Source organism: Agarivorans sp. B2Z047, from assembly GCF_023373605.1.
Taxonomy (GTDB): Bacteria; Pseudomonadota; Gammaproteobacteria; order Enterobacterales; family Celerinatantimonadaceae; genus Agarivorans; species Agarivorans albus.
In genome coordinates this window covers 4,835,596-4,861,857 of the sequence record NZ_CP088080.1, presented here as the reverse complement: position 1 = coordinate 4,861,857, position 26,262 = coordinate 4,835,596, and the positions used below count along the sequence as shown (strand labels likewise).

General features: G+C 42.2%; 18 protein-coding genes. 10 read left to right on the top strand and 8 right to left on the bottom strand.

The features are described 5' to 3' along the window. Window positions 1-29: 29 nt before the first annotated feature. From LQZ07_RS22415 to LQZ07_RS22405, 3 genes are all read left to right on the top strand, one after another. On the top strand, window positions 30-2,030 hold the full coding sequence (locus LQZ07_RS22415; RefSeq protein ID WP_152785591.1) for a methyl-accepting chemotaxis protein: 2,001 nt from the start codon (window positions 30-32) through the stop codon (window positions 2,028-2,030). Window positions 2,031-2,094: 64 nt separating this feature from the next. Beyond that, on the top strand, window positions 2,095-3,276 hold the full coding sequence (manA, locus tag LQZ07_RS22410; protein WP_152785589.1) for a mannose-6-phosphate isomerase, class I: 1,182 nt from the start codon (window positions 2,095-2,097) through the stop codon (window positions 3,274-3,276). A gap of 33 nt (window positions 3,277-3,309) precedes the next feature. Further along, window positions 3,310-3,945 carry a type VI secretion system-associated protein TagO gene (locus tag LQZ07_RS22405; RefSeq protein ID WP_152785587.1) on the top strand — a complete coding sequence of 212 codons (636 nt, stop codon included), beginning with the start codon at window positions 3,310-3,312 and terminating at the stop codon, window positions 3,943-3,945. 27 nt (window positions 3,946-3,972) lie between these two features. Here the strand turns inward: LQZ07_RS22405 and LQZ07_RS22400 are convergent, their stop codons facing one another. Continuing rightward, the gene (locus LQZ07_RS22400) at window positions 3,973-5,340 is read right to left on the bottom strand and encodes an MATE family efflux transporter (RefSeq protein ID WP_152785585.1); all 1,368 of its coding nucleotides are present in this window, start codon (window positions 5,338-5,340) and stop codon (window positions 3,973-3,975) included. A gap of 76 nt (window positions 5,341-5,416) precedes the next feature. Between LQZ07_RS22400 and LQZ07_RS22395 the strand changes: the two genes are divergently transcribed. Then, complete coding sequence (locus LQZ07_RS22395) at window positions 5,417-6,274, top strand: helix-turn-helix transcriptional regulator (protein ID WP_194164218.1); 858 nt, start codon at window positions 5,417-5,419, stop codon at window positions 6,272-6,274. Here the strand turns inward: LQZ07_RS22395 and LQZ07_RS22390 are convergent. The 3 genes from LQZ07_RS22390 to LQZ07_RS22380 all read right to left on the bottom strand — a co-directional run bounded on the left by LQZ07_RS22390 (window position 6,271) and on the right by LQZ07_RS22380 (window position 9,671). Further along, complete coding sequence (locus LQZ07_RS22390) at window positions 6,271-6,822, bottom strand: substrate-binding domain-containing protein (RefSeq protein WP_249483703.1); 552 nt, start codon at window positions 6,820-6,822, stop codon at window positions 6,271-6,273. The two genes, LQZ07_RS22395 and LQZ07_RS22390, sit on opposite strands and share 4 nt — an antisense overlap. Window positions 6,823-6,854: 32 nt before the next feature. Then, window positions 6,855-7,358 (bottom strand): hypothetical protein, encoded by a 504-nt coding sequence (locus tag LQZ07_RS22385; protein ID WP_152785580.1) that lies wholly within the window; start codon window positions 7,356-7,358, stop codon window positions 6,855-6,857. A 117-nt stretch (window positions 7,359-7,475) separates the two neighbouring features. After that, window positions 7,476-9,671 (bottom strand): cellulase family glycosylhydrolase, encoded by a 2,196-nt coding sequence (locus tag LQZ07_RS22380; protein WP_152785578.1) that lies wholly within the window; start codon window positions 9,669-9,671, stop codon window positions 7,476-7,478. A gap of 455 nt (window positions 9,672-10,126) precedes the next feature. On the opposite strand from LQZ07_RS22380, the gene LQZ07_RS22375 reads away from it, so the two are divergent. From LQZ07_RS22375 to LQZ07_RS22355, 5 genes are all read left to right on the top strand, one after another. Then, window positions 10,127-10,711: an NUDIX domain-containing protein gene (locus tag LQZ07_RS22375; protein WP_152785576.1), complete on the top strand. Its 585-nt coding sequence runs from the start codon at window positions 10,127-10,129 to the stop codon at window positions 10,709-10,711. A 17-nt stretch (window positions 10,712-10,728) separates the two neighbouring features. After that, complete coding sequence (locus tag LQZ07_RS22370; RefSeq protein WP_152785574.1) at window positions 10,729-11,616, top strand: sugar phosphate isomerase/epimerase; 888 nt, start codon at window positions 10,729-10,731, stop codon at window positions 11,614-11,616. 285 nt (window positions 11,617-11,901) lie between these two features. Further along, a complete protein-coding gene (locus LQZ07_RS22365; RefSeq protein WP_152785572.1) occupies window positions 11,902-12,891 on the top strand; it encodes an alcohol dehydrogenase catalytic domain-containing protein in 990 nt (329 codons plus the stop codon). A 251-nt stretch (window positions 12,892-13,142) separates the two neighbouring features. Then, window positions 13,143-14,753, top strand: coding sequence for a glycosyl hydrolase (locus LQZ07_RS22360; protein ID WP_227981643.1), 1,611 nt, complete (start codon window positions 13,143-13,145; stop codon window positions 14,751-14,753). A gap of 179 nt (window positions 14,754-14,932) precedes the next feature. Then, window positions 14,933-17,020 carry a methyl-accepting chemotaxis protein gene (locus LQZ07_RS22355; protein WP_152785568.1) on the top strand — a complete coding sequence of 696 codons (2,088 nt, stop codon included), beginning with the start codon at window positions 14,933-14,935 and terminating at the stop codon, window positions 17,018-17,020. A 72-nt stretch (window positions 17,021-17,092) separates the two neighbouring features. On the opposite strand, the gene LQZ07_RS22350 is transcribed toward LQZ07_RS22355, so the two are convergent. Both LQZ07_RS22350 and LQZ07_RS22345 read right to left on the bottom strand, forming a co-directional pair. Next, window positions 17,093-18,235, bottom strand: coding sequence for a HupE/UreJ family protein (locus LQZ07_RS22350; RefSeq protein ID WP_152785566.1), 1,143 nt, complete (start codon window positions 18,233-18,235; stop codon window positions 17,093-17,095). Between the two features lie 73 nt (window positions 18,236-18,308). Next, entirely contained in the window at window positions 18,309-20,960 is a 2,652-nt protein-coding gene (locus LQZ07_RS22345) for a CBM35 domain-containing protein (RefSeq protein WP_152785564.1), read from the bottom strand. A 271-nt stretch (window positions 20,961-21,231) separates the two neighbouring features. Between LQZ07_RS22345 and LQZ07_RS22340 the strand changes: the two genes are divergently transcribed. Further along, window positions 21,232-22,410: a glycosyl hydrolase gene (locus LQZ07_RS22340; RefSeq protein ID WP_152785562.1), complete on the top strand. Its 1,179-nt coding sequence runs from the start codon at window positions 21,232-21,234 to the stop codon at window positions 22,408-22,410. A gap of 75 nt (window positions 22,411-22,485) precedes the next feature. Here LQZ07_RS22340 and LQZ07_RS22335 read toward each other — a convergent pair whose 3' ends face one another. After that, window positions 22,486-23,244, bottom strand: a complete 759-nt coding sequence (locus LQZ07_RS22335) for an ABC transporter substrate-binding protein (RefSeq protein ID WP_152785560.1) — start codon at window positions 23,242-23,244, stop codon at window positions 22,486-22,488. An 889-nt stretch (window positions 23,245-24,133) separates the two neighbouring features. Beyond that, window positions 24,134-26,119, bottom strand: a complete 1,986-nt coding sequence (locus LQZ07_RS22330) for a hypothetical protein (protein ID WP_152785558.1) — start codon at window positions 26,117-26,119, stop codon at window positions 24,134-24,136. Window positions 26,120-26,262 lie beyond the last annotated feature (143 nt).

Sequence of the window (26,262 nt, the reverse complement as noted above, 5' to 3'; positions counted from 1 at the left end):
CGCTCTCAGCAACAACTTTGGAGAGTTCTATGCGTATTACGATTCAAATTCTCATCTCATTCGCTATCGTATTAGGCTTATATGCAGTATCTACCGGTATTGCTGTTAAGCAGACTAATCAAGCTAAACAAGACATTCTTGTGCTGATGGAAAATTCAGCTAAGTTAGACCAAGCCTCTAATCAACTACGACTAAACCTATCTAATTTTCAACAATCCATTCTAGAGCTGGTTCAAGCTAAAGACGTTTCTTTGCAGGCAAGTTTTGCAGAAAAGAACAAGCAGATACTCAATGCCATTAGCGAGGTATATCAGCAAGGGTTATTGCAGGTTTATCTTAGTGAAGACCAACAGCAACAATTTACCCAAGATTTAACCGAGCTTCGCTCGCTGGCCAAGTCTATTCAAAGCGAACATTTTGAAAGCTTAGTCTTAGCAGAGCAAACGCAAACACTTCGTAATGAGTTATCTAACCAGGTAGCAACTGCCGATTCAGTACTTGATAGAGTCACAGCAAGATACATTAAAGACGACTACTTTTTGCGAAAAGAGCTTGAAGAATATACCGACTTAAGGGATGCCCTGCTCGACATGAGCTACCGAGCATTCTTTGCCGATAGCAGTGAAGACGCTCTACAGCTTGACAATGCTATTAGTTCAGCCGAAGAGAATTACCTAGATCTGCTGGAAATCATCTTAGAAGACTTCCCAGCCTTAAATAGCGAAAAAGACTTTTTAAACGCCAGTCAACAAATCACCAAGTTCCTATTTAGTGAGAATCGACTCACCCATTTGTTGGTCGCTCAAACCACCGCCAGCGAAGATGCAGAGCTTGAGTTGGCTGAGCAACAAGGCATTTTGTTCCGAATGAACGAACTGGTTGGCAATGTAAGTGCGCAGCTTAAAACAGAGAGCCAACAAAATAGCCAACTAATTGCAGGGAGTCTCGATACTGTTAGCAATATTCAACTAGCCGTTATGTTGCTTTGCTTGCTAATTGTATTGGTTATTGGCTTTGTGCTTACTAGGAGTATTCGCCAGCCACTAAACTATTGCTTAGAGAAAATGAGCTTGTTGGCGGCAGGTGATTTTAGTCAACAAATTAGCACACATTGGCCTAAAGAGTTTTCTGAGCTTACTCAGCAGTTACAAAAAATCATATACACCAACAGTCGATTGTTTGAACAGATCAAACATCATGGCAGTGATATTTATGACATCTCCTTAAACAATGCAGAACAAACAACCAAAGTAAAAGAAAGCGGTGATGAACAGTTGGCTGCGGTTTCTAGGATCTCAAGTGCTGTTTGTGAGCTAGAGCAAACCAGTAGCCACGTTAGAGAACTCACTCAAAACCATCTAGAGCAAAGCCGCGAAATTAGCAAAATAGCCGAATCGGGCGGTGTGGCTATTGAAGCAAACAACCAAAGCAATACTGAGCTACAAAGTCAAATCGAAACCAGTTCACAAGTTATTGATGAAGTTTTCCAACAGAGTCAAGACATCAGTCAGATCTTAGAAGTCATCGAAAACATTGCCAATCAAACTAACTTATTAGCGCTAAATGCGGCTATCGAAGCAGCCAGAGCAGGCGAACAAGGGCGTGGTTTTGCGGTGGTTGCTGAGGAAGTGCGTGACTTGGCAAAACGCACCACCCAGGCAACGGGTCAAATTCAAGACATGATTGAGCAATTACAAACCGCATCGCAAAAGGCGGTGAGTAATATGCAGCAATGTGACCAGCACATGAAAGTTAATTTTGAAGCCGTGCAAGACAGCAAACAAAGCATTTTCGACATCAATGAATTGCTGCACTCCTTAGAGAAAGACGTGAATTTTATTTCTCAATCAACCCAAGAGCAACACAGTGCTTGTGCAGAGATTTCCGAGTCGTTGGAGGGCATCGCTCTAGCGTTTTCTGAGAGTACCGCCACCTCTGCAGATGTGGCTGAGCAAAGCCAAATTCTGGCTCAGCGCACTCAAGAACAGCAAGCTGAATTAACCCAAATACAAACCCTCAAGTCTACTTAGGCGCATTAAGTAAAAAGACTTTGTTAACACACTTTTGAATTACTCCATATTTAACGAGGAAAAGATGATAGAAATTAAGGGTATTGAACAACATTATGATTGGGGTGGGGAGTTCTATATTCCTTTATTAACTGGTCAAGAACACGCCTCGGGCGAGCCGATGGCCGAGCTTTGGCTTGGCGATCACCCTAATGGCGTGGCAACCTTGACCAATGGTATACCACTTACCGATTGGATGGCCGCAGATTATCAGGGGCGCTTGGGAGACTCATGTATAAAACACTATGGGAAGCGTTTACCATTTTTGCTTAAAGTGTTAGATGTAAAAGCTCCGCTTTCTATTCAGGTTCATCCGACTAAAAAGCAAGCTGAAAAGGGTTATGACTTAGAGCAAGGCTTATCAATTGAGCCTAGTAAACGCAATTATAAAGATGCTAACCATAAGCCGGAGTTGATGCTGGCCCTTTCCGATTTTTGGCTGCTACATGGCTTTAAATCAGAGAAAGAAATTACCGCATTGTTAAGCAAAGAAGAAAGCTTAGAAAGCTTATTGTCTCCATTTACCGAGGGTGGAACCAAGCAGCTAGTGAGTTACATTTTTGCGTTGTCTGCTAGCGAGCTAGCCCCGCTTATTATGCCAATTGTGAATCGATATTTAGATGCTTATCAGGAGAATCGTTTATCTAAGAATAATGCCTACTTCTGGATGATGAGAGCCTATATGAGAGCCGCTTCAGCAAACGCTCAACTCGAGGCAGGTTTGCTGATGGTACTGCTACTTAACCTTTGTTATGTAGCTAAAGGCGGCGTTATTTTTCAGGATGCGGGTATCCCACATGCTTATTTAGAAGGTCAAAACATTGAGTTAATGGCAAATTCCGATAACGTGTTACGTGCAGGTTTAACCAGTAAACATGTTGATCCGAAAGAACTATTAAGCATTGTTAACTTTGATCCCGTTAAAGCAGAAAGTATTTCGCCTATTGCTAAAGACGGCGGCTTAGAGTACCCCGTTCCGGTAAATGATTTTTGCCTAACCGAGTATCGCTTACAAGCCGGAGAGTCATTATCTCTTCCCGAGAATCCAGGCCCCTGTATTTGGTTTGTTTTAAGTGGTGAAATGACAGTGAATGGGCAAGATAAGTATTGGCGTAATGGTAGCGCTTTTTACCAAGAACCCGGCAATACAAGCACTATTTACGCGCAAACCGAGTTGGTTATATACAGGTCTTCCGCCAAACTATAGTCTAAGTGTTAATGATAAACGCGAGAGGGAATTATGAGCAAAAAAGGATGGATAACGGCCTTACTGTTAACGGCTCCTTGGGTTCATGCTGCGGAACAAGATTCATTGAATCGTTGTGTTGCCGTGGTTGACCATTTGGAGCGCTTACAATGCTATGACAGTACAATGAGGGAGCTGCAGAATAAAGATAGTAGCGCTCAAATTGAAGCTGTTGAAAATACTGCTGTTGTGGCTGTTGCTCCGCTTGTTGCAACTGGAGCGTGGACCTTAAAGCGCGATGCTGAGGATGAGGAAAACAACTTAATTGCCCAGTTAAAAGTCGACCCTACTGATTCTAGTGCACCTCAAGGCACAAGCTTGAGCATAAAATGCCGAAAAGGAAGCGCTGAGATTAGTATTGCATGGCTGGCTTATATAGGGCGTGACGTTTATGTTACTTCCGGAGAAAAAGGCCAAAAGGGCAAGCGCGAGAATTGGCGTTTAAAAGATAATGACACCACCAGTGTTTACCCATTCGATAGCCAAGACTTAATTAATCGATTATATGGAATGGATTACTACTTAGCGCAAGTGCAGCCAGTGAGTGATGGTGCTCTGGTTGCTAGTTTTAATGTCTCCGGTCTAGAAGAAACCCTTAGACCATATAAAGACTTATGTGGTTTAAAATAAAGCCAAAAGCGTCTACGGGCGCTTTTTTTAGCCTACTTGTTCTGCGGTGAGATTGTTTTGCCAAGCTTTGGTAAAATAATGTCTAAAACACAGTACTATTTTAATCGCCTCTTCAACAAACATCACTGCATATACCCAATGAAATGGCCATTCCGCCCAGAAAGCGGCTATAGCAGTGAGTGGCAAGCCAAACAACCACATAGCTAAAAAGTCGGTGCGTAAACAAAACTTGTTTTCGCCTCCTGCTCTAAGTACTCCGTGAATAACCATTAAATTGAGCATTTTTAACCACATAGCACCGGCCATAATTAATAGTGCAGGTTTGGCTATAGGTAGCACCTCAGGCTGATCGAGGTTCAACCAGCTCAAAATAGCAGCATTGTTTAGTATTATTACTAAGCCAATAGCCAAACTACCAACTAGAGCAATTGCGATGAATTGAATAGATACTGAGTAGGCTTGGTCAAAATTGTCTTGCCCTAATTGCTGCCCTACAACTACTGAGCAAGCCACTCCCATACCAAAAAATAAGGAATGACTTAAAGACTCAAATGGACCAAGCATACTGAATACGGCAAGCTCTTCTGTTCCCATTCTTCCAAAGATTATTTGATAGCTAAGTGTGCCTATAGCCCAAAGCAAGGAGTTAAAAACTAACGGAACGGCAAGTTTTCTGTATTTAGTACGCAGTGTCGGCATTGTGCCTGTGCAGGGAGTAAATAGTAGCCAGTGTTTCATCCGAATAAGTACTAACCCCAATACCATTAATTGGATTACTCGCGCGACAGTTGTTGCTAGGGCTGCTCCAGCAACCCCGAGCGCGGGCACACCTGCTCCTCCATGAATAAACCATTGATTTAAACCAATATTCAAAAAGATGGTAAAAGCAGCCATGAATAATGGTAGCCAAGTTTGACCGCTAGCTCGCATACTAGATTCTGTGCCGATCACAAAGTGGGTGAGAATTAGCATTGGCAGGCTAACTAGCAAGTACTCACTCCCCACAGATATGACTAGGCTGGAATCGCTTTGCATACTCATCATCTGCTTAGAAAATAGGCCAACACATAAAGATATTGGGAGCAGTAACTTAACACCGTTTATGAGTGTGATAACGGTGATTGATTTGGCTTCACCTATGTTTCCTTTTCCCCAATACTGAGCAACCAGAGAGCCGTTAGCATTGGCTAGCCCTGCCATTATCATTATGATTACAAAATGCCATTTACTGGCGGCGCCAACTGAGGCAGTAGCGCCATGTCTTAAACCACTTACCATTAAAACATCGGCTAAAGAAAGGCAGGCAACCAAGGCTGTTTGTAGAGCAACAGGCAAGGCTAACTGAGTAAAGTTGTGAACCAAACTTGGCTCATTTGAATGGATTTTTACTGACATGATAGGCGCCTCTAGGTAAACGCCAATAATGTAAGTTAGTATGCTTATCAGTTACATGTTGAATATAGGTCAATTGATGTCCATTCCAATCATTAGTGATAGATTTAAAGACTTGGTTAGTATGCATGACTCTTGTAGGGAGCGTTTTATTACCCAACAGAAAGTTGTTGGATTACATGAACAAGAAATCTATATGGCGGGCCTTGCCGACATGCGAGAGCAGTATTTGGTCGAGCGCAAAGGCCCTAGTATGCATACCTTGCTGTTTACCTTACAAGGTCAAGGCTTACTGGTGACCTGCAATGGTTCTCAGTTGCTTACAGCAAACTCCTTAGCGGTACTACCTGCGGGAAAGCCATTTAGGTTTTTTATTGGTGATGACGTTAATCACTGGCAGATGGCTTGGTTGCTGTTAGATGTGAAAAGGTTGTGGTTGGGTAGCCAACTAAATGAGCAAAAAGTGGTAGCCAGTGAGTATGCTGAGAGTGTTTGGGCTTTATTAAGCTTAATGATTGCTTCGCACTGTAACCCGTTAAAACAAAGCTTATGGTTGAGTGAACTCGTGACTAATTTAGAAAGTGCCTTGTTACTTGGAGCAGGGCAAAATACCGCTCAACAACGAGTGAAGTCTGCCTTTGAGCAGGTGTCATTGCAGCTGCATCAAAACTGGACGGTAAAAGATATAGCTAGTTTGAGTTGTTTAAGTGAAGCGCATTTAAATAGAGTTTCAACTAGGCTGTTCGAACGCTCTGCATATCAACACCTTATTTACTTAAGGATAGAGAAGGCTCAAGAGCTGTTACGTTATAGTCAATGGAGTTTAGCGATTATTGCCACGCACTTGGGATATAGCGATGCTTACAGCTTTTCTAAGAGCTTTAATCAAGCCGTGGGGTGTTCTCCCAAGGTGTATAGGTTGAGAAATGCTGGTTAATCTTTAATTAGCAGTTTTATACCGGTTGGAAAAAATGCAGCTTCAGATGTAGTTAATATGCTCATCTTTTTAAAGTTTATATTATTCCAGTTTGCTTGTTGAAGCTGATGAACAAGTAAAGGATCGTGCTGAGTAACTAGGTCGACCTGAATATTAGGCATATTGGCTAGCAGTTGCTTGTTTACTCCATTGAAATAATCGTAAAGGTAAACTATAGCAGAAGCGGCTGCTAATACTTGCCCACCGGCACTAACATGATATTCGCCTTTTAGCATTAGTGGAAAGATATCAAGTTGCCAGTCAACCCCTCCAATTATTACATCAATACCGGGCCTCAATCCCATTTCTACTAGTGCTTGATGAGCACCCAGTGCGTTGCTATCAGATGCGCACCAAATGATCTTGGTATCTGGAAATCGTTTTAGTAGTTTAAGGGTTTTAGCTTTGCTGGTAGCTTGGCTCCAGTTGGTATGAGTAATTTGATTAAGTTTTACTTCACTTGTTTCTTCTAGTGCATCAAGGAGACCTTGGTTTCGTAGTGCTGATATCTCATCATGCCTTCCTGATAGGGCAACTAGCTCTATCGGGGGGGGAACATACGCTCTGCTTCTTTAAATAGGCTTAAGGCTAATTTGTAGCCACTTTCATGATCGTTAAAGCCTTTTTGAGTTAACCAGTAGCTAAATTTTTCTCTAGGGTAGCCTAAGTTCTTATAGTCGCGTTCGTCTAAAGAGTTTTCTAATGTGATAAATGGAAGTTGTAGCTGTTCTAAGGTAGAAAAAAGAAGAGCGTTATCATCACCGCTACTGGCCATAAATATGACAGCATCAATTGGAGTGCTTTTATCCTCTAAAGCTTCAAAAATAGGGTACAGGGCGCTTCGTTTCTTTTCATTTACTCTTTTGTATATGACCTTAATATTAAGTTGCTGGGCTGCGATAGCAACTAGTTCTTGAGCTTTATCCCAATTGGGCTGCCCCTTTTGTGCTGGATTAATAAATAATATGTTCAGTGCCCAAGATAGCGGAGAGAAACAAAGCAGAGTGAACATCAAAAAAAAGGATAAATATTTTATTTTGAGCAAATTTAACTCCCTATGTAGTATTAATAGATAGTCTTTTGCCTTAGAAAGTGTAGACCGAATAGGCTTATAACGAAAATAAAAGGAGTAGCAATTTTGCTACTCCTTAGAGACGGTGTTTTAATTGTCTATCTGAATGTTATCGATAGTAATCTCCACATTAACGGCAGCATCGCCAGAGCCTGCATAAAAGGCAAGGCCTAGCTCTTGAACGTTGCTAAGTGCTCCGTCAATAGGAAGTGTCCAGCTAACTTCTGTCCACGTATCTGCTGTTAGAACTGTCCAAGGTCCTTCATTCCAGGTAAAACCTTCACCAGTCTTAGCAAATACTTTGCCGCCAGTAATGCCACTTGCTACCGCTTCGCTAGATAACTTAACCATGAAGCTAGCTGCACCTAAGGTACCACTGCCGCCAACAGCTTGAACAAAGTTAGGCTTCTTCTCTGCCCCTGCTTCATTAACGGTCATTAGTACTGCTTTAGAACTATCTACGCCGCCGTCAGTTGTTAGTGAAAGGGCTACCGTTCCACTGCTATCCGACGTGCCAGAAAGCTCTGTAGGTACGCTGTCATTCGCTTCAAAGTCATAGGTAAAACTTGGTTCTACTGGCGGCTCTGGCAACTCCGCTTGAGCGAGTAAGCTTACATCATCAAAGTAGATTGCTACCCCATCAGCGGCCGCACTGTTTTCACCGGCATAAATTTGTACACCTAACTCACGAATGTCGGTTAACACTGTCGCTGGTGTCCATGAGAACAAGGTCCATTCGCCTACATTGGCGTTAAACCAATCACCTTCTGCCCAAGTCCATGCGTCACCGGTTTTAACAAAGATCTTACCACCGCTATAACCTGCGTCTGCTGCGGCTTGAGGAATTTTAACCCAAACGTTAACTGTTGCCACTTCCGGCATGGTTTGAGGATCAACAGGAAGTAAGAGGTTGGTTTGCTTCTCTCCTTCGGCTTCCGTTGCACGCAAACTTAGTGCGTTACTATCGCTTCTTCCTTCAGCTGCGGTTATCTCTAGCTGGCCACTACCAGAACTATCTGAAGAGGAACTAAACCCAAATGGCACCTCACCGTCTTCGAAATCATAGCTCGAGCCTGCACTTGGGTCTGGAGCATCGGCTCCGCTAAGGGCTCTAACACAGTTCAAAACTGAAGCTTGATACTGGTTTGTCCATTGCCAAGAGATCCCGCCTGCGTATTCATTTTCACTTAGTCTTACACATAGTTGCTCTTCGCCGATGGGGTCACCAAAGTAGTCAAATTCAGCTGGCTTATATGCATCTTTATCTGCGAAGAACTCGCCAATAACTACGGGTTTATCTAACTCCCAATAACTGGCTTTGTGGTAGAACGGAGACCAAGTACCTTCTTTTCCTTGGTCGTCGTAATAGTGAGGCGCATAAAAATCTAGCGCGGCATTATCACCACCCAAAGCAATCATGTTGGCATCAGAGTAATGGTTAGTACCTCCAAAACCATCAGCATTAAGTAAGCCAAGAGATTTAGGTCCAGTCGTTACAAGTACCTGTTCACCCAGTTCATCAGCTTTGTTATGGATGGCATTACTTAAAATTGCAGTTGTTGTGTGAATGTCGTTGTAGTCGGGGACTAGAGCGCTGTCTAAGCTTTCACGATCAATAAACCAAGATTCAGTCATGTTTTCTGGTTCATTAAATAAATCTATTGCCACTAAAGCAGGGTGGCCTGCAACTCGGTCAAGTAATGGGTTTAAGAAGTTGTCAATGTAACCTTGAAGTACAGTTGAGTCTGTAAGTAAGGAGTGGTTAGCGCTTAATACTTGATTGGTCATGTTCGCCTGAGTTGCTGCTAACATGTCAAATGACCACAAACATGGCATTACATAAATGCCTTTTGCTTGCGCAAGATCTAAAGCTCGCTCTATGTCGTCGATAACTTGCTGCTGATCTGCTGCAGGTGCAATAGCGCTGCGGTCAGCGTTCCAAACTGGGCTTTGGGTTCCATTTACGTGTATCCACCATCGAATGGTGTTACCGCCTGCTTCTTTCACTTGGTCAAGCATATGGTTTAGTTGGGTTTCATCTAATCCTTGGCCAAAGTCTTCAGCAAAGCTAAGCCATGCTACATTCACACCGTTAAGGTAAATATCGTTACCTTGATAAGAGATAGTATTTGCACTGGTTCCGTTACCACCAGGGGATTCGTAACCTGGTTCTTCACCTCCTCCACCATTTGAAGGGTCATTAGCATAGCTTGCATCACACCCAGTAAATTGGGTAGCAACTAATGCGAGTGTTAACGCTGAAGCGATTTTGTTTATCCTGAACATTTCTAATCCTTAATAACTACATTAATCGTAACGTTGTCTTTATGTCGCTTAAACAAGGCTTTAGTGACATAACTATCGTTAGTTTTTATGGAAGAGTGATAACGTTGTCACTTTTCTCTGACATTCTCTTGTGTGTACTAGTCATTCTATATATGACGCTATCTAATGTATGATCAATTAGCATTTAGCTTAATCGAATCGTTACGATTGTGTGTGTTTGATCAGCTTTTTCTAACAAAATAGTTTGATCGCATACAGTTTTGTGATTTCACTCAAACTATTATATATTAATCGTAACGTTACGGTTGGTTGGGTGCTATGGTATTTGTGAAATGTGTTTTAAGCGCTTTCAAAGTTAATACATTTCATTAGCTATTTGTAGCATCCTTTCTTTTTTTTTCGGATTCTTTCCAAGCCGCTGCCTGTAGCGGTTTTTTTTTGCCTAAAGGTTAGTGATGAGTGATACCAAAGTAGAAATTTTAAAAAGGCTGGTACTATCAAAGTGTTGGTATACCTACTCTAAGTATTCGTATCGTTATAAAGCAAAGGCTAGCGCTTGGCGAACTCAGCATCGTGAGGTACTCAATAAAGGAGATGGCGCAGCGGTTTTGTTATTTAACTACTCGAGAAAAACAGTGGTACTCGTTAAACAATTTCGTTTACCTACCTATTTAAATGCTCACTCTACCGGTCTAATGATTGAAATTTGTGCTGGTGTATTAGATGGAATGTCTCCTGAAGAATGTATTAAAAAAGAAATACTCGAAGAAACCGGCTTTATTATTGATGATCCAGAACCTGTAATGACAGTTTATATGTCTCCTGGCGCGGTGACCGAAAAAAACTACTTGTTTGTGGCTGATTATTCAGGTGCTGAGCGGCCTAACTTGGGTGGAGGGCTTGCCAGCGAAGAGGAATTTATTGAGGTGTTAGAGCTTCCTTTTGAGCAAGCTTATTCGATGTTTGAGAATGGCGAAATCGTTGATGGCAAAACCATTATGTTGTTGCAGTATGCAAAGCTAAATATATTTTTCGATTAAGTGGGGAGATTGAATTAATGGAAAATAAAATTGAATTAGGCTTATCACAGTGGGCGTTCCATCGGGCTATCTTAGGGGATAGTAGAGACAACTATGATAAATACTTAGCTACTCTGCAAAATGACCCAGAAAAAGTACTTCGCGGAAGTATGGCCAACCGAGACATTGTCGAGCAAGCACTCCAACTAGACGTGAAGGTGGTTGACCTGGTTAATTTATTGTTTTTTTCGAGAGTATCAGATGTTCAGTGGCTACGTAGCTGGAAACAGGATGCTGAACAGCAAGGGGTGCGATTTGCTTGTTTGATGTGTGACGAACTGGGTTATTTAGCTGCGAGTAGAGTGAAAGAAAGGCAAAAATCAATAGAGCTGCATAAACAATGGCTAACGGCCGCTGCAGAGTTAGGCTGTTCTCAGTTGAGAGTAAATGCTTATGGTGACGGTAGTTACTTACAACAACTTCGCCATTGTAGTGAAAGCTTAAAGGTATTATGTGATTCGGCAGCATCGATGGGTATTAGTATTGTGGTGGAGAATCATGGTCATCCATCGAGTAATGGGGCTTGGTTGGCGATGCTAATTGAAAGTGTTGAGCGGGACAACACGGGAGTTTATATCGATTTTGATAACTTTTTTATGGGAGGTTGGCATCATTCGCCAAAGCGGTTGTACGACCGTTATCAGGGTATGGAGGATCTAGCTAATATTACGGTAGGCGGCAGCGCTAAATCTTACGCTTTTGATCAGAGTGGTAATGAAACAACAGTTGATTTTGCTAGATGTGTGAGTATTTTGACGGAGGCAGGATTTAGTGGTGTGTTATCTGCTGAATATGAGGGTGATCTTCATTCCGAGTATGATGGCTCAGCTAAAACTCTGGCTCTGCTTAACAAGGTGCTGAATTAGCAAATAACTCGTTCAAGTATTTAACAACCAGAACTATATACTGGGCTTAACTCGTTTTTGTTTTTTTGGGTGAGGCTCGGTATACCATATCTGTAATATTTACTATCATTTTGACTAAATTTGCCTTACTAAACTGATTCGCCTACCACCACTCACTGCCTTTGTTACTGCCGATTCTGTTGCTGTTGCAACTTAGCTACGAAGTGGTAACCTTTATTCGTAACGTTGTCATTATTGTTTTGTGATGATAATCTGATGTTTGCCATTTAAGTAGTAAGGTTGAATATGCACTCACTTCCTAATCAGTCCAAAGCATGGACATTTACCACCGATATATCAGAGCCACAAGACATGGACTTGCGTTGGCTTGCCCTTAATAAACCGCAGGGAACCGACGTTGTTGTTGAAAACAAGGCTATCTCCTTAAACCCCGTAGATTGGAAAATAATCCACCCCGGTATGGTGGGGAGTGATGGGTATAAAGTTTCTGGTGTTGATGGGGCGGGGGTGGTTGTAGCAGTGGGCCCCGAGTCTGATATTAATGTTGGAGCGCGAGTTGCTTATCATCAGTCATTGTCTCGCCAAGGCTCCTATGGGGAACATGCTGTGGTCGACGGTCGTTTAGTTTTTGAAATTCCTAGTGATGTGGATTTTCATGTGGCGACAGCTCTTACCTGCACAGGCTTAACCGCGTGGCAGGCTCTTGAGAAATTACCCACTTCTTGTGGGTCATATTTATTGGTTAATGGAGCCGGTGGCTTGGTAGGTAGACTGGCTGCAGAAATAGCTGTAAATAAAGGATTTAATGTAGTTGCTGTTGCGGATAGCAAGCATCATGAAGCATTGAAACATGCCGGTGTTACGCAATGTTTTGACTATAAGCAATCTGGTTGGCGTCGCGATTTGGGCGCGTTTTTGTCGGCGCAGCCTGCGTTTGCCGCTATTGATACTGTAAACCGAGCGAGCGCTGAAAGCCTGTTTAATTTTGTAGATGTAAATGGTCATATCGTTACTATCCAAGATCGTTTTGAGAAAAATCCATTTCCGAGCTTTGATAAGGCTATTTCGATTCATGAAGTAGCCTTAAATGTGTTTAACAAACACTTCTCTCCACGAGAAATGCGTAGTTTAAGGCGTGGTTTTAGTACCTTAATTAGGGACCACCAACTAGCTATAAACTCTCGACTATCAACCATCTCTTTTGATGAAATTCCTGAGGCTTTAGAGAAGCTTAAATCAGGCTTAGCATCTACAAAATTTGTCGCTATTTTGTAAGGACGTTTAGTTTATTGGGCTCCATATTTGGCGGTTTATTTTGTTGAAAGAGTCATTTGTAAAATAAGTAAATACTGTACTTAGTCGAATCCATATCAAATAAATATAAAAAGCTTGAGCTTGCTCAAGCTTTATTTTTTTTAGTTTGCTTTAAGTCACAATCGAAACGTTACGAATTTGTTTATATTTGCCGTGTAAAAAAGTTGGCATGCGCAGCCTTTGTATTCACGTAACTAATGGATTTGACGAAAATGAATCAAGTTAAAAATAAGTTGTTAGTAGCCTCGCTAGCTGCAATAAGTGTAGCTAGTTCATTCGGACTGGCAGCAGATACTTATACCTTGAGTAATGCTTCTTCTACACAAACAACGGCTGACATCTACAATTGGATTGCCCACTTACCTAACCGAAATACTAACTCTTTGTTAAGTGGGGCTTTTGGAGGTTATGCCAACGTATCTGACTCTAATGGATTTTCAAGTTCTGAGTCAGATAACATTAATGCTTTAGCCAGCCAACGACCTGGTATTTACGCTTGTGATTATGCCAGAGGCTGGGATGTGACTGCCGCAGGCAGTGAAAGTGACTTGATAAACTATAGTTGTAATGCCCAACTGATTTCTCACTGGCAATCGGGTGGTTTAGTGCAAATTAGCAACCATCTACCAAACCCTATATTTGAAGGGAATATTGCCTACTACAACGATTCAGGTAAAGCGGTTGGAGGACTCAATTCAATCGTCTCAAATGATGACCTTGCCAAATTATTAGTCGATCAGTCAGCTGAACGGATCCGTTGGTTGGCTATTTTAGACAAAGTAGCAGAAGGCCTACAAGAGTTAGAAGATGCTGGTGTTCCAGTCATCTATCGCCCACTACACGAAATGAATGGCGAGTGGTTTTGGTGGGGAGCCACCTCTTATAACTCAAGTGATCAAACTAGGCAGCAGCTCTATGTGGACCTATACAAAGACATGTTTGACTACTTTACCAACACCAAAACTCTAGACAATCTTATCTGGGTGTATTCGCCCGATGCTAAACGCAATGCTAAAACTGCTTTTTATCCAGGAAGTGCATACGTTGATATTGTTGGTTTAGATGCCTATTTGGATGACTTTAGTTTGATGAACGGCTACTGTGAAATGCTAAGCTTAAACAAACCCTTTGCTTTGGCTGAAGTCGGTCCTGACCAAAACAAGGGCCAATTTAACTATCACGAAATGATCAAGGTGATAAAAAGCCACTTTCCTCAAACAAGTTACTTTATTCCATGGAATGATGTTTGGAGTCCTACTAACAACTTGAAAACCAGTGAAGCCTTTAATCACGATGCTGTGGTTAATTTAGGTGAGATATGGGAAGGCGAACATCTCTCGAGTATTGTTGAAACTGCCCCTGTTCAGACAGAAGTTCTTTATGATTTTGAAAGTGGAACTGAGGGGTGGGGAAGTGAGTCTCAAAGTGTATCTGGTTATTGGGCTGTTAATGAGTGGGCGTGTTCTGGAGGGCAATCACTTAAAGCCAATATTGAGTTAAAGAATGATGATACATTTGATCTAAAGGTGGCTTCGGCCTTAGATCTTTCGGATAAAAACTCTCTTTCAGTACTCGTGCGTTTGGCCTCTTGGGGTAACGTTGGTTCTGGCCTCAAAGCTAAATTGTACCTCAAAACTGGTCCAGAATATCAATGGTTTGACGGTGGAGAGCTGACCATTACCAATGGGCAAACAAACACTGCAACACTTGATTTGAATACGGTTGTTAATCGAAACGATATTAGGGAGCTGGGTATTTATTTCTCGACCGGTTCAGCAAGTGGTTCAACGGCGCTATATATCGATAAGGTACTTGCCTATTAGCACCGTGTTTAAAGTTATAGCGGCAACTCCAATGAAGTTGTCGCTTTTCATCTTTTTTTTGAAGGAGCATGCATAATTTACATACTTTTGTGATCTTAAGGTTAATTTATCGTAACGTTGTCATTGGTATATTTGAGAAGATTAATAGAAGCATGTTGTAGATAACTAAGGATGGATTCATGAATGTTCTTCAAACTATGCGTATAAGCAGGCGAATTTTCATATTGGTTTTGATGCCACTGGTTATCATCTTGTTTTTTGCTAGCGAGCAAATTAATAGAGCGCTAAGCCAGCAAAAGGCGATGCATGAGCTAAGTTTGGTTATTCAATACATTCAGCAGCTTTCGCCCCTTTTAGCCGCGCTTGACAAAGAGCAAAACTCGGTCGCTGATTTTTTAAGAGTAGATGAAAAACAAAGCTCTCAGCAATTGGCTCTTCGTTCTGCAATGAACAAAGAGCGGGCCGATACAAAATCACATGAACAACAGTTACTCCAATTTTTGTCTGAAAATGAAGCAACCCTCGCTCACTCGGGCTCTTGGACAGATGAGGATTTAGCATTTATTCGCAAGAAGCTAAAACAGCTAGATCTCATCAGGCTTGTAGCGGATGAAAAACAAGTAAGTTCAGATAAGTATAAAAGCCAGTTTGATGATCAAACTATATGGACTGGTGTGGATATACAGCGCACTAGAATGGCTTTATTACACACTATTAGTAAGGTGGTTGAAGTGGCAATGCGAGACCATGATCTAGGTATGATCGCTAATGCTTACTACTATCTGTTGCTTGCTTCTAGCGCAAACAATGAACTACATGAAAACATTAACTCAGCCTTATCGAGTCAAATGGGAGGTTATACTTTTGGCCAAATGATGCTGTATCGTGAAAAGGAAAGTAGCTTTAGGGAAATGTATGTTCGTTATGCAAGTAACGAATCAATGGCGGTATATCAAAAATCTTTCTTAGATTCTGGATTATTAGGGTCAGTAACCAATGCTTATTGGGATGTATTTGATTCATATAAGTTTATCGACAAATCTGCTCTAACTTTACGTCCTGAGCTACAACGCCGTTGGCCGAGCCTCTCTCAACAAACTGCCCAAGCCTATCAACGCGTTGAAAACGGATTGTTAGCAAGTTTATCTGCCACAAAAGATCTTAAAGTTAGTGAAGCACAACATCTTCTTCGCATGTCAATATTTTGGGTTGCAGCGGCTATCGTTCTTACTTTAGTGTTTTCGTATCTTGTAGCTAACAGTGTTACTAAACCGATTGACTCATTGGTGCGAAGCTTTATCCAGTTAGCTAAAACTAGAGACATGAGTTTTAGATTGGCAGCCAAAGGGAGAAATGAAATTACCGCTCTGGGAGAGGCCTTTAATCAATTAATTGAAAGCTTCAATGAAGCCTTAGTTGGAGTAAGGCAACAATCTAAAACCATGGGTGAAACTACCGAACAAGTGGCTGGCGCGATGCAGTTGTCTCTAAATTTATCCGCTCGCCAGCAAGAGTCTACAGACAGTATCTCAGTAGCAACCAACGAGATGACTACCACCATTCAAGAAGTGTCTAATATGGCTCAGCAAACTTCCACAGCGGTGCAAACGGCCCATACAGTGTCTTTAGACAGTGCTCGCTGTGTGGATTCTAGTCGTGAGCTGATGGTCAAGCTAACTGAGGAGCTAGGTGATACAAGCCAACAAGTAGAAAACTTAAATTCAGAGGCGGCACAAATTGGCAACATACTTAATGTGATTAGAGACATCTCTGAGCAAACCAACTTACTTGCGCTGAACGCTGCTATTGAGGCCGCAAGGGCTGGTGAAAAGGGCCGGGGCTTCGCGGTAGTTGCTGATGAGGTGAGAAATTTAGCGACTCGAACTCAAGACTCAACGAAACAGATTCAACAGCAAATTGAATCATTGTTCGTAGGAGCGTCAGCAGCCACGGAGAAAATGAAAGCATTAAAAGAAGAGGGCAGTAACGCTGCTGATTTGGTACTTAAAAGCTCAGCTTCTTTTGAAGAACTAAAACAAGAGTTGGATAAAGTTCTGGATATGGCCACTTATATTGCAACTGCCACCGAGGAACAAACGCTGGTTTCTAATGACATAAACAAACGTACCGTTGAAATGAGAGATGATTCTAGCGACTTAGCTTCTCAAGCCTCTAAAACTATGGAAATGACCGAGTTACTTAAGAAAGATGGTAGTACGTTACAAGGCTATGTTGACCGCTTTAAAGTATCAGGAACGCCTTCTTAGAATTAAACAAAGTGGTGTGAAGTATAGATTTACCCATTTTGGATAAATCTATACTCGCTCAGTGTTTTGTTGCTAAAACAGTGGATTGAAATCTATTCCCGATGCTCTTTCTGCCAACCAGATGAGGGCGACAATACCTACTAATGAACTACCCCCTCTAAGGATAAACGTTTGGTAGAACTTGTATTCCCGACAGTAAAAAAGTAACGGGAGTAACACAGCAACAATAATTAGTTGACCAACTTCCACACCAACATTAAAGGCGATTAAAGCAACATAGGTTGCTGTTTTTGGTAAAGATAATTCTAACAAGACATTGGCGAAGCCAAAGCCATGGATCAAACCAAAAATAAAGGTGATTAGTGTTAATTGTTTATTTACTCTTGGGAATAAGCAATTTAATGCCACAACAATCACTGAGAGCGCAATAATTGATTCGGTGATGCGAGCAGGAGGAAGGCTAACCCAGCCTAAAACAGCACTGATTAAAGTGATGCTATGGGCAACCGTAAATGCAGTAACAATTTTGAGTGTCTCTAAGGTGACCTCTTTAAATGATTCTTTGGCATGCCACTGTTTGTTAGAGATAAATAGTACAGCCGGTAAGATCAAACACACCAGAAACAATATATGATCAAGACCTATCCAGATATGCCAAATACCTTCAAGCAAAAACTCTTTAATGGTTTGGGTAATGCTGATTTTCTCTAGAGATATGCTTTGCTCGCGTTGGTCGCTAAAGAAGCGAACTTGGGTCATGGCATCGCCTTGGGTAAGGTGCATTGAGCCACTGTGATCTTCATCATTTTCAAAAAGCAGGTGGTAGCTTGCAGAGATACTTTGCTCTATTGTTGGGCACTGATGTTCGAGCAGAAATCGTAGATAGTTACCGCTGCCATGAATCACAAATTTGTGGTTACTGATAGTGTATTCACAACTTTTCCCATCGAAACGAACGCTTAAATTGTTACTGATGTACTGGCTAATAGCATTTGCAGGGTAGTTGCGCTCTTCCTCCACACTAAGCTTTCCATCTGAATTTTCGTCTAAGTTGAAACGCTTGTTTAGCTCACCAGTTGTGAGATCAAATTGTAATTCCGCATGCCCTTTTTCATCTAAAGTTACGACTAAGTGACCGCCTTCCCCTAAGTTGTGAGCATATGAAGTTATGCTTGTTGTAATAAGCAGAAAAAAAACTAAATAGATACTTTTCATGTTGTACGTCTCATAGCAACAAAGCGAAACACCTTGGGTGTTTCGCTAATAGTAAGTTGTAAGTGATTGCTTGTTATTCGGCCACAGAGCGCCATTTGTCTAGGTTAGGTAGATAGACCTTTTGGTGAAGGGCTTGTTGTTGGCTATCGGAATAGTCTGGGTAGCGTAAATCACCAACCTCATCGATGGCCAAATCCTTCATCGTTTCGTAAGTCCATTCAACTTCCCCATCATCATTGCTTGTTGCACGAATGATTAGATGGCCTATATCAAAACTCATCAGCATCTCTTTGTAGCGACTGCCATGACGCCTTAGAAAGTTCACCGCTTCCATTGCGTCTTGAGTGAAGGCGCCTCGCGCGTAGACCACTTCACTCGCCGGAACGAAAATTAGTGATGGGTCGACATTTTTTACGTACTCTGGATTGATAGAGCCGTGCCAATGGTGGTTCCCATACAATACCTGCCCGGTAATGGCACCTAGCCCATATTCACGCATAATGCGGTCTTGGTTATGGGCATAAATGTCACCTTGGAACTGCACAGTAAAGTCTTGGTAATTCATGCTAAATGCTAAGGAGTTGGCATTTAAATCACAGGAGTTAACAGCGATGGCGTCTTCTGAACAAGAGTCACCAAACGTATTGAGAATTTTTACGTTGGTACCTTCAAATTCAAACTCTCGTCCACTGGAAAAAAAGTTTCTATCACCGCCGTCTTCTTCGTGCATCGAGCGTTGCACCATTACATTTGGAAAGGCGTTTACAAAAGCTTCGTGTCCGTCGGAGATAAACCCATCATAAACTTGGCGTCGATAAGTTCCGGCAATATGGTCCCCGTGAGGGTGAGTTAACCATAGGTAGTCTGGCTCAATGTTGTTGGCTTTAAGGAATGGAATTACTCTATCAAGGTTCACCCACCATTGGCCTAAATCTACAATCAGCGTTTTACCGCTGGGCATTAAAAATGCCGCAGCATTACCGTGGCTAGAGTCAAAAAAGATCACAACAAAGTCGTTGTTAACAGGTTCTTGCTTACTCACTATAACCAGTTGTGTTTTTTGAATGTCTCCATTAGAAAGCTGCCAAGATATTTCATAATCTCCAGGCGCTAAGTTCGCTAACTGTTGGCTACTTAAATGCGCAAAAAAACCGCCATAAATGACGCTAGTGAATCGGCCTTCAATGTCATCCTTGTACTCTTCTACTTCATATTGCAGTTCAGCATCTTGTACCTCAGAGTCTTCAGCTAACCCACTGATGGTCACTTGGGTGAGTTGATTACCATAGGGGTCAACTTTGATTGATAATTGCTTTGGCTTGTCTAGGTAGAAGCTTTGTTGCTTAGGTCCAATTTTAGCAGCCATGGCAACTGGTTCTCGTGATACGTCAAAGTAGTCAAAGTCTTGGTAGCCCCAACTTTTGATGATTTCAATTTTGTTGCTGCCTTCTTTAAACTCCATGGGGAAATTGGCTGTTTCCCAATAGGTTCGACTGGAGCGAAAACCTGCGCCAGGTAAAGCAAACTCATCATTCACTTTTATATCCTGTGCCTTATCGCTACTGCCGGTTCGATAGCGGAAACTTACGTTATACAAACCCGCTTGGGCTACGTTTACATAGAACAGCAAGTTACCGCTATTTTCCATGCTGACATACTTACCACCACTGGCTGCATCATCAAGGGTATCCCAGTCTGAGTCCCCATAACTGCGAACTTTCATTAGTTCGCCAAGGGTTACATCTTCGGCTTCATAGCGATCACCTGCTGGGCCGGTTAGATTTTCATCCTCAATGACTTTGATTTCAAAGGTTGTCGGCTCCATGTAGTCAAAGTCGACCTGTGCTTGATACGAGCCGGGTTCAAGTTGGGAAAGGCCATCTGCACTGATTGTTAGTTGGTTGCACTCATCATTTAGCGTATAGCTCGCGGGTTCTCCACCTATAGACACACCAACTAACTTGTTGGTATTTAGTTTTAACTCTGCAGAAATGGGGTTCATTTCTTTGGTATAGTGCACGCCTTGTGTGAGTGCATATTGAGAAGCAAATCTTATAGGGCTGCTGCTCACTTCCAATTGGTCAAAAATGGTATATCCCCACGACAGGCGAATCTCCATAGAGTAGTTCCCAGCCTCCAATTCAGGACGCATTATGAACTCGTGCCATTGGGGATCAGCATGCTCTAAGAACTCATAGCCCCATTGGGAGAATGCAGCATTTTCGTGCTGATCGTCTTGCAGGTTGGTATGGTCTAATTGCCCGTCTTTATACAAGAATATGTGTTGTTTTTTGTATCCTGGCTGAGTGTTTGCGTGGATTTTAAATTCATACACACCGTCTTCGGGAATGCTTATGTTATGCAGGTATAGCTTTCCAGAATTACCATTCATGTATACATATTGACCATTGCTCGCAGGGTCTAAGCTTAACTCTCCGTCACCGTCATGTTGTAAAGTTGGAGCATTTCCAATAACGGCTCCTTTTTCTAAACTCTCATCAAAGGCCGCTTCAAACTCATAATTGTCATAGCTCTCTACCTGCCAGTCTGTATCGACAACCGATTCGGCCATTAAAGGTAGGCAGCTAGCAGGGATAATGTTATCTACGGGGGTGTCATGAGTATTCGCATTATTGTTATCAGATGAGAAACATCCTGCTAGAGCGCCACTCATAAAAGTGGCTATTAGCAATGTTGCAATTTTAGGGGGCTTACACTTGTTCATTTATCCTTCAACTCCAAAAGTGTATTAGTGATTTAAATCGATTTCTGTTCATAGTGAATACTAAATCGTAACGTTTTCATTTTTATTTCATAAATATGATGGAGATGATTTTTTGGGTACTTGATGATTTGGCATTTAGATAACTATTGATTGTTATATCGGAGTTTATAAAGAGAGGTGTATCTAAGTTTCAGTAAGTTTCTATAGAATAACCTTTGTCGTAACGATACGATTTGTGGCGCTTTTATTTTGAATTTTACAAGAGGTATGTATGAAGTTATCTCCGTTTATTGCGGCACTTACAATAGCTTTAGTCTCGACGGGCTGCGTTAGCTCTGGCAATGATAGAATCGAAGAGAGTAATAAAGCTGCTCAGTTAAGTAATCCAGATTCCTCGCTAACAACCCAAGAGCTATACAGAAAGTTAGTAAGCCTAGAAGATAAAACTGAGAACAAACTACTTAGTGGCTTGTTTGGCGGATATAGTGACATTGAAAGAACCGATTACGGCCGCTATAACGGAGAAGGTGAGTTTGTTCAGGATGAACAAGGCCAAAAAGTAGATGACAATGAAATGGTGCGAATTGAAAAAGTAACAGGTAAACGCCCCGTCATTTATGCCTGTGATTTTGGTCTGGGATGGAACGCCTATGAGAAAGCAAGTGATGCTATTTATACCGGCTGTGCTGAAGATTTAATACTTAAAGCCAAGCAAGGCCATGTAGTACAAATTAGTAACCACTTAATTAGCCCAATCAATACTTTTTCAGATAACTTTAAAACCGCAGTTAGTAACCAAGAATATGCCCGTATTTTTGAAACCGGAAGTGTGGAGCGCGCACGTTGGTTAGACATAATGGATGAAGTTGCCATCGGATTAGAGAAGTTTAAGCAAGCCGACGTGCCAGTTATCTTTAGGCCCTTGCATGAAATGAACGGCGATTGGTTTTGGTGGGGAGCTGATAACGCTGAGGGCGGCACCGCCGAGCGGCAGGCACTGTTTGTTAAGCTATACCAAGACATGCACAAGTACTTAAGTGAAGATAAGGGCTTAAACAATCTAATCTGGGTTTATTCACCTGACCGCGGGCGACCTTCTTTAGTAGAGTATTACCCTGGTGATGCTTACGTAGATATTGTTGGCTTAGATGCATACTTTAATGGGCAAGCAGATATTGATGATCTAAAAGCTGACTATAGGGTGATGACCGACACATTTAACAAACCTTATGCATTAACCGAAACCGGGCCCCGTTCAAATTGGAATCCAAATGGGCGATGGCTACCTAAAACGCCATTTGATTACCATCACCTAATCAAAGAAATTGAAAAGGATATGCCAAAAACAGCCTTTTTTATTACCTGGAACACGGGCTTTGGCCCTTCTTGGAACCTGAACGCAAAAGAGGCCTTTAATCATCCTTGGGTGGCTACCTTAGGCGAGTTTTAAGTTTAAGCATCCCTCAAAAAGGCTGAGTTTGGTAGCCTTTTTGAGGGAGTGTAATTCGATTAAAGCTATGGACTTCTAATCTTGATAAGCTTTATTTAGGTAGTAATCTTCAAGCTGTTTTATCTCACCGCTATCTTTCATCTCTTGGAGCTTACGATTAACTTGAGGTAGGTATTTTACAAAGGGGGAATGTTTTGAAAAAGCCATGTAGACTTTTTCTGTTTTAACCGGTGCAAAACTTAAAGAAAACTGATCCTTATAGCCCAATTTAGCAAGCTGAATCTTGGCATTGAACTCAGAAGCAATAACATAGTCGATTCTTCCTGTTAGCAGCTTTCCTATGTTCTGCTCAAAGTATTTTACTTTGTCGATGTCCAGTTTATTCGCTATAAAGCTATCAAATTCGACTCCCCAACTATCTCCTATGATGCTGCCTCCAGTTAGCCCGATAAGTTCGTTTAAGGTAATCAGTGGAAGTTGGTTTTCTTTGTTGGTAATAATAACAATGCGATCTTCAGAGTAGTATGGGTCGCAATAGACTAAGTAGTCAGCCCTCTCTTCGGTGAAGTAAATGCTATTGATTAAGTCTATAGAGCCTTGATAAGCGCCAGATACCGCTCTCTTCCATGGGAGAAGCACCGGTTCTGTAGTAATGCCTAGTTCATCAAAAATCAATTCAACTAGTTTGGGACCCACTCCAATTAAGTTGCCTTCTTCGTTCGCCCAGCTAATTGGAGCTTCAGTCGGGTGGGAAGAGTATTTGAGGCGCTTTTGTGCATGGGTATCGGTGGAAAGACCGATTAACAAAACAGTTGCGAGTAAAAGTAATTTCATCTTCAAATGAGTATTTATAAGCTTTGCCAACCTGCATACTGTTAGTATCAGTTAAATAACATATAGCAATGAATAGCTCGATAAGCAAAGCTAGGACCTCTGCGGCGTTAGCAATGTTTCACGTTAGAGTTTTAGGGGGGGGCTAGAGTCGTCAATAGGCTCGTGTTAGCACCTTTTGTGCATCCAAGGTTTTGCTACAGTTCTCGTTTTCAGCTTAACGGAGATTTCTTGAATACTCTTAAATTAATCATTTGGTTGGTAAGAGCTTTGTTTTGCATCGTTGAATTAGCGTGTCCGCTATTGAAATTACCTGTGGGTTTTAGCGTCAGTTCGCTTTAGTCCAAAACCAACTGTGTGAACACTACAATTACAAATAACATGCTAAGCAGGCAAAAAATTATGGACTAGATACCGCTTTTTGTAAGCGCAGCGATGTAAAAATAGGATGTATTTAAACTGTTGTGGGGTATAAGTTGGGGTATCTAAAATGCATATTGAATAAATTTGCAATTTTATCAAATGCTTATGTTGTGATGGGCGGCATGATGTATCATCGCTCCAGCTATTCATAGAAACTCATAAAGTTTCTTAAAGCCGGTAAAGCATTGCTTTACCGGCTTTTTTTTATGCTTAAACCTTGGATGTTTAGTATTGCGTGGGTTAGCTGTGAATGAGATTGTTTCAACAAGACTAGGTGTTAAAGGGCCTGTGATAAAGAAATTGAGGTAACAAATCGCTTAGCTGCGAAAGAACCTTCACCAATTTATTCAAGCCATTTAAAGCTGAGTAAAACACTGTTTGAAGCAAGGGGCTTATTTCTAGATGCGGTGCTTGGCGAAAGGCAACAAAACGCTCGATAGACGAGCGTTTTGTTGTTACTCCATAAGGCTTAAGTCTTTGAGCACATGATGGGGTATTCGTTCCACCAGTTGGTGAGATTTAGGCCGCTCCAGCCGTCGCCTGTGTAAACACGCTCAACGTGCAATTGCATAATGTGGCAATTACCTTCTGGGTCTTGCATTGCTGCGTGGAAGACAGTTTTCTGCAGCTGTGGTAGGCCGGTTAGCGGGTGGTTCTCTTGCGTCCAATTACTATTGGTACGTATGGGAGTCGATATTAGCTTGCCATAGCTTTCGGTGCGCCCAATTACCTTGGCTAGCTGTTCTTCAACTTGCTGCTGATGGGTCTTATCTTGGCTGCTGGCAGGTTTTGGCATACGTGCGTCTTTTAACTCACTCTCTAGGCGCTGGCGCATGGTAGCCTCTCCAGCTGAGATTTTTTGTTCAAGTGCGGCTGATAGCTCTTGGTGGTTAGCGATGATGTCCTTGAGTACACCTGAGTGACCATGTACGTTTTGCAAGCGTGGTAAAAGGGCTTTCAGCTGGGCATCGGCATCACGCATCTTGTCGGCTTGCGCGCTACTGAAGTAGCGTTGCGCGGAGTTATCTTGGTACTCGGCCATAGCTGTCAGCATTGGTAGAAGATCTTTCTGGTAGTGTTTATCTGCATTCTCTTCTAGGGCTGCAAAGTATTTTTCGATAAAGCCTAAGGAGAATTGAATACTTTCATCATCGGCGTATAGCTCGCGGAACTCTGCGATGCCTTCAGTGTATTCGCTAGAGGGGCCAATCGCTTCCCATTGCTCGATGTAGCTGTCGGAGATGTAGAACTGGCTTGATAAGGTCATTAGTTGTCTATCTAGCTGTTGGAGCATCAGGCGTTGCTGGCGAACTTCTTGTGCTTCGGCATCGGCAGCATTGGCTTGTGCGTCCAAGCGGGCTGCTAGCTCGGTGTATAAGCTGAAATCATAGTCTGGATAATCGGTCTGAAGTTTTTGAAGTGTACGTTCATAGCGAGTGACCGTGTTGGACAAGGAAGCGAGTGGTGCTCCTTTAAAAATATCACGATGAATTTGCTGTAGGGCATTCTGTAAGTTCTTTACTTGGGTGTTAGCTTTACGGTCAATCGGCTCAAGTGGGTAGAATACTAGCGGTGGTAATAGTTCTATCTTTAGCTCATTAGTACCACGTTTATGATAGTTGTCTAGTTGAGCAATATAATGCTCTGCGTTATCGGTATCTTGGGCGTTAATTGCTTTTTGCAGATCGCGTTGGCAGCGGGTGAACTGACGACTAAAGCCATCGTTACGAGCTGATTGAAGCTCGCTATCCAACTGGCTAAAACATTTGTTTAGAGCGTCGTTGGTTTTGTTACCAGTGCTGCGCGCAGTTTTCTTCTTTTGCTTAGAGCTTTGCTCGGAGCTGTTAGCAACTTGTTGGTCTACTTCAGCTTGCTTTGTGTTGGTTGAAGATGCAGTAACTGAAGCTGCGGTTGCACTTGGCTCACCCTGTGCTGTTTTTGCAACAAGCTGGTCGCGTAGGGCATAGCTGCTGCTTAAGTCATAATCTGGATCGGCTTTTTTAATGCGGTTAGCGTAGCCTTCAAAGCGCTCATTGTGCCGATTAACCGTTTTGTCGCTGCTTCCCTTTTGAATAGCTCGCTGCAACTGTCGCAGCTCATTTTGCATCTGCTCCAAGACTTTATGGTACTTGGTATCTAGCGGTGCAACCTCAGTGATCAGCAAGAATTTGCCTAGTGCATCACCGCCTGCTTGCTCAAAATCTTGTTGGATTTGGTTTAGCTGACTGCTATACGCTTCAATATCAATATCGTTTTGCTGGTTGATGCTGGACTGTAACGTTCGCCAGCAGCGTGGGATGGCTGATTTAGCTCCTGCGAGTTTGTTTCCGCTAACCGCTTGTTCAGCTCGGTCGATACATTTGTTCATGTCGGCGTCGGTTGCCTGAGCAATAGGGGCCACTAAAGCGATACTCAACCCCAGAAGGGTGAATTGAGTAATATTTCTGCATTTCATCTAATGTAAAACTCCATTTTAGCATTGGCTGTTTTTTGTTTGGTGATTACATGATTAATTGGCTTACTAACAACAACTTACACCAAATATCAGTAAATACTGCGTAATATTGCATCAACTAGAGCCAAAAACAAACAGCTAAG

What these genes read in the sequence shown, in the direction of transcription:
- LQZ07_RS22400 (WP_152785585.1), bottom strand. Translation starts at nt 5,340, where the DNA reads ATGTCAGTAAAAATCCATTCAAATGAGCCAAGTTTGGTTCACAACTTT.
- LQZ07_RS22380 (WP_152785578.1), bottom strand. Translation starts at nt 9,671, where the DNA reads ATGTTCAGGATAAACAAAATCGCTTCAGCGTTAACACTCGCATTAGTT.
- LQZ07_RS22370 (WP_152785574.1), top strand. Translation starts at nt 10,729, where the DNA reads ATGGAAAATAAAATTGAATTAGGCTTATCACAGTGGGCGTTCCATCGG.
- LQZ07_RS22365 (WP_152785572.1), top strand. Translation starts at nt 11,902, where the DNA reads ATGCACTCACTTCCTAATCAGTCCAAAGCATGGACATTTACCACCGAT.
- LQZ07_RS22345 (WP_152785564.1), bottom strand. Translation starts at nt 20,960, where the DNA reads ATGAACAAGTGTAAGCCCCCTAAAATTGCAACATTGCTAATAGCCACT.
- LQZ07_RS22355 (WP_152785568.1), top strand. Translation starts at nt 14,933, where the DNA reads ATGAATGTTCTTCAAACTATGCGTATAAGCAGGCGAATTTTCATATTG.
- LQZ07_RS22405 (WP_152785587.1), top strand. Translation starts at nt 3,310, where the DNA reads ATGAGCAAAAAAGGATGGATAACGGCCTTACTGTTAACGGCTCCTTGG.
- LQZ07_RS22375 (WP_152785576.1), top strand. Translation starts at nt 10,127, where the DNA reads ATGAGTGATACCAAAGTAGAAATTTTAAAAAGGCTGGTACTATCAAAG.
- LQZ07_RS22330 (WP_152785558.1), bottom strand. Translation starts at nt 26,119, where the DNA reads ATGAAATGCAGAAATATTACTCAATTCACCCTTCTGGGGTTGAGTATC.
- LQZ07_RS22335 (WP_152785560.1), bottom strand. Translation starts at nt 23,244, where the DNA reads ATGAAATTACTTTTACTCGCAACTGTTTTGTTAATCGGTCTTTCCACC.
- manA (WP_152785589.1), top strand. Translation starts at nt 2,095, where the DNA reads ATGATAGAAATTAAGGGTATTGAACAACATTATGATTGGGGTGGGGAG.
- LQZ07_RS22340 (WP_152785562.1), top strand. Translation starts at nt 21,232, where the DNA reads ATGAAGTTATCTCCGTTTATTGCGGCACTTACAATAGCTTTAGTCTCG.
- LQZ07_RS22360 (WP_227981643.1), top strand. Translation starts at nt 13,143, where the DNA reads ATGAATCAAGTTAAAAATAAGTTGTTAGTAGCCTCGCTAGCTGCAATA.
- LQZ07_RS22395 (WP_194164218.1), top strand. Translation starts at nt 5,417, where the DNA reads ATGTCCATTCCAATCATTAGTGATAGATTTAAAGACTTGGTTAGTATG.
- LQZ07_RS22415 (WP_152785591.1), top strand. Translation starts at nt 30, where the DNA reads ATGCGTATTACGATTCAAATTCTCATCTCATTCGCTATCGTATTAGGC.
- LQZ07_RS22350 (WP_152785566.1), bottom strand. Translation starts at nt 18,235, where the DNA reads ATGAAAAGTATCTATTTAGTTTTTTTTCTGCTTATTACAACAAGCATA.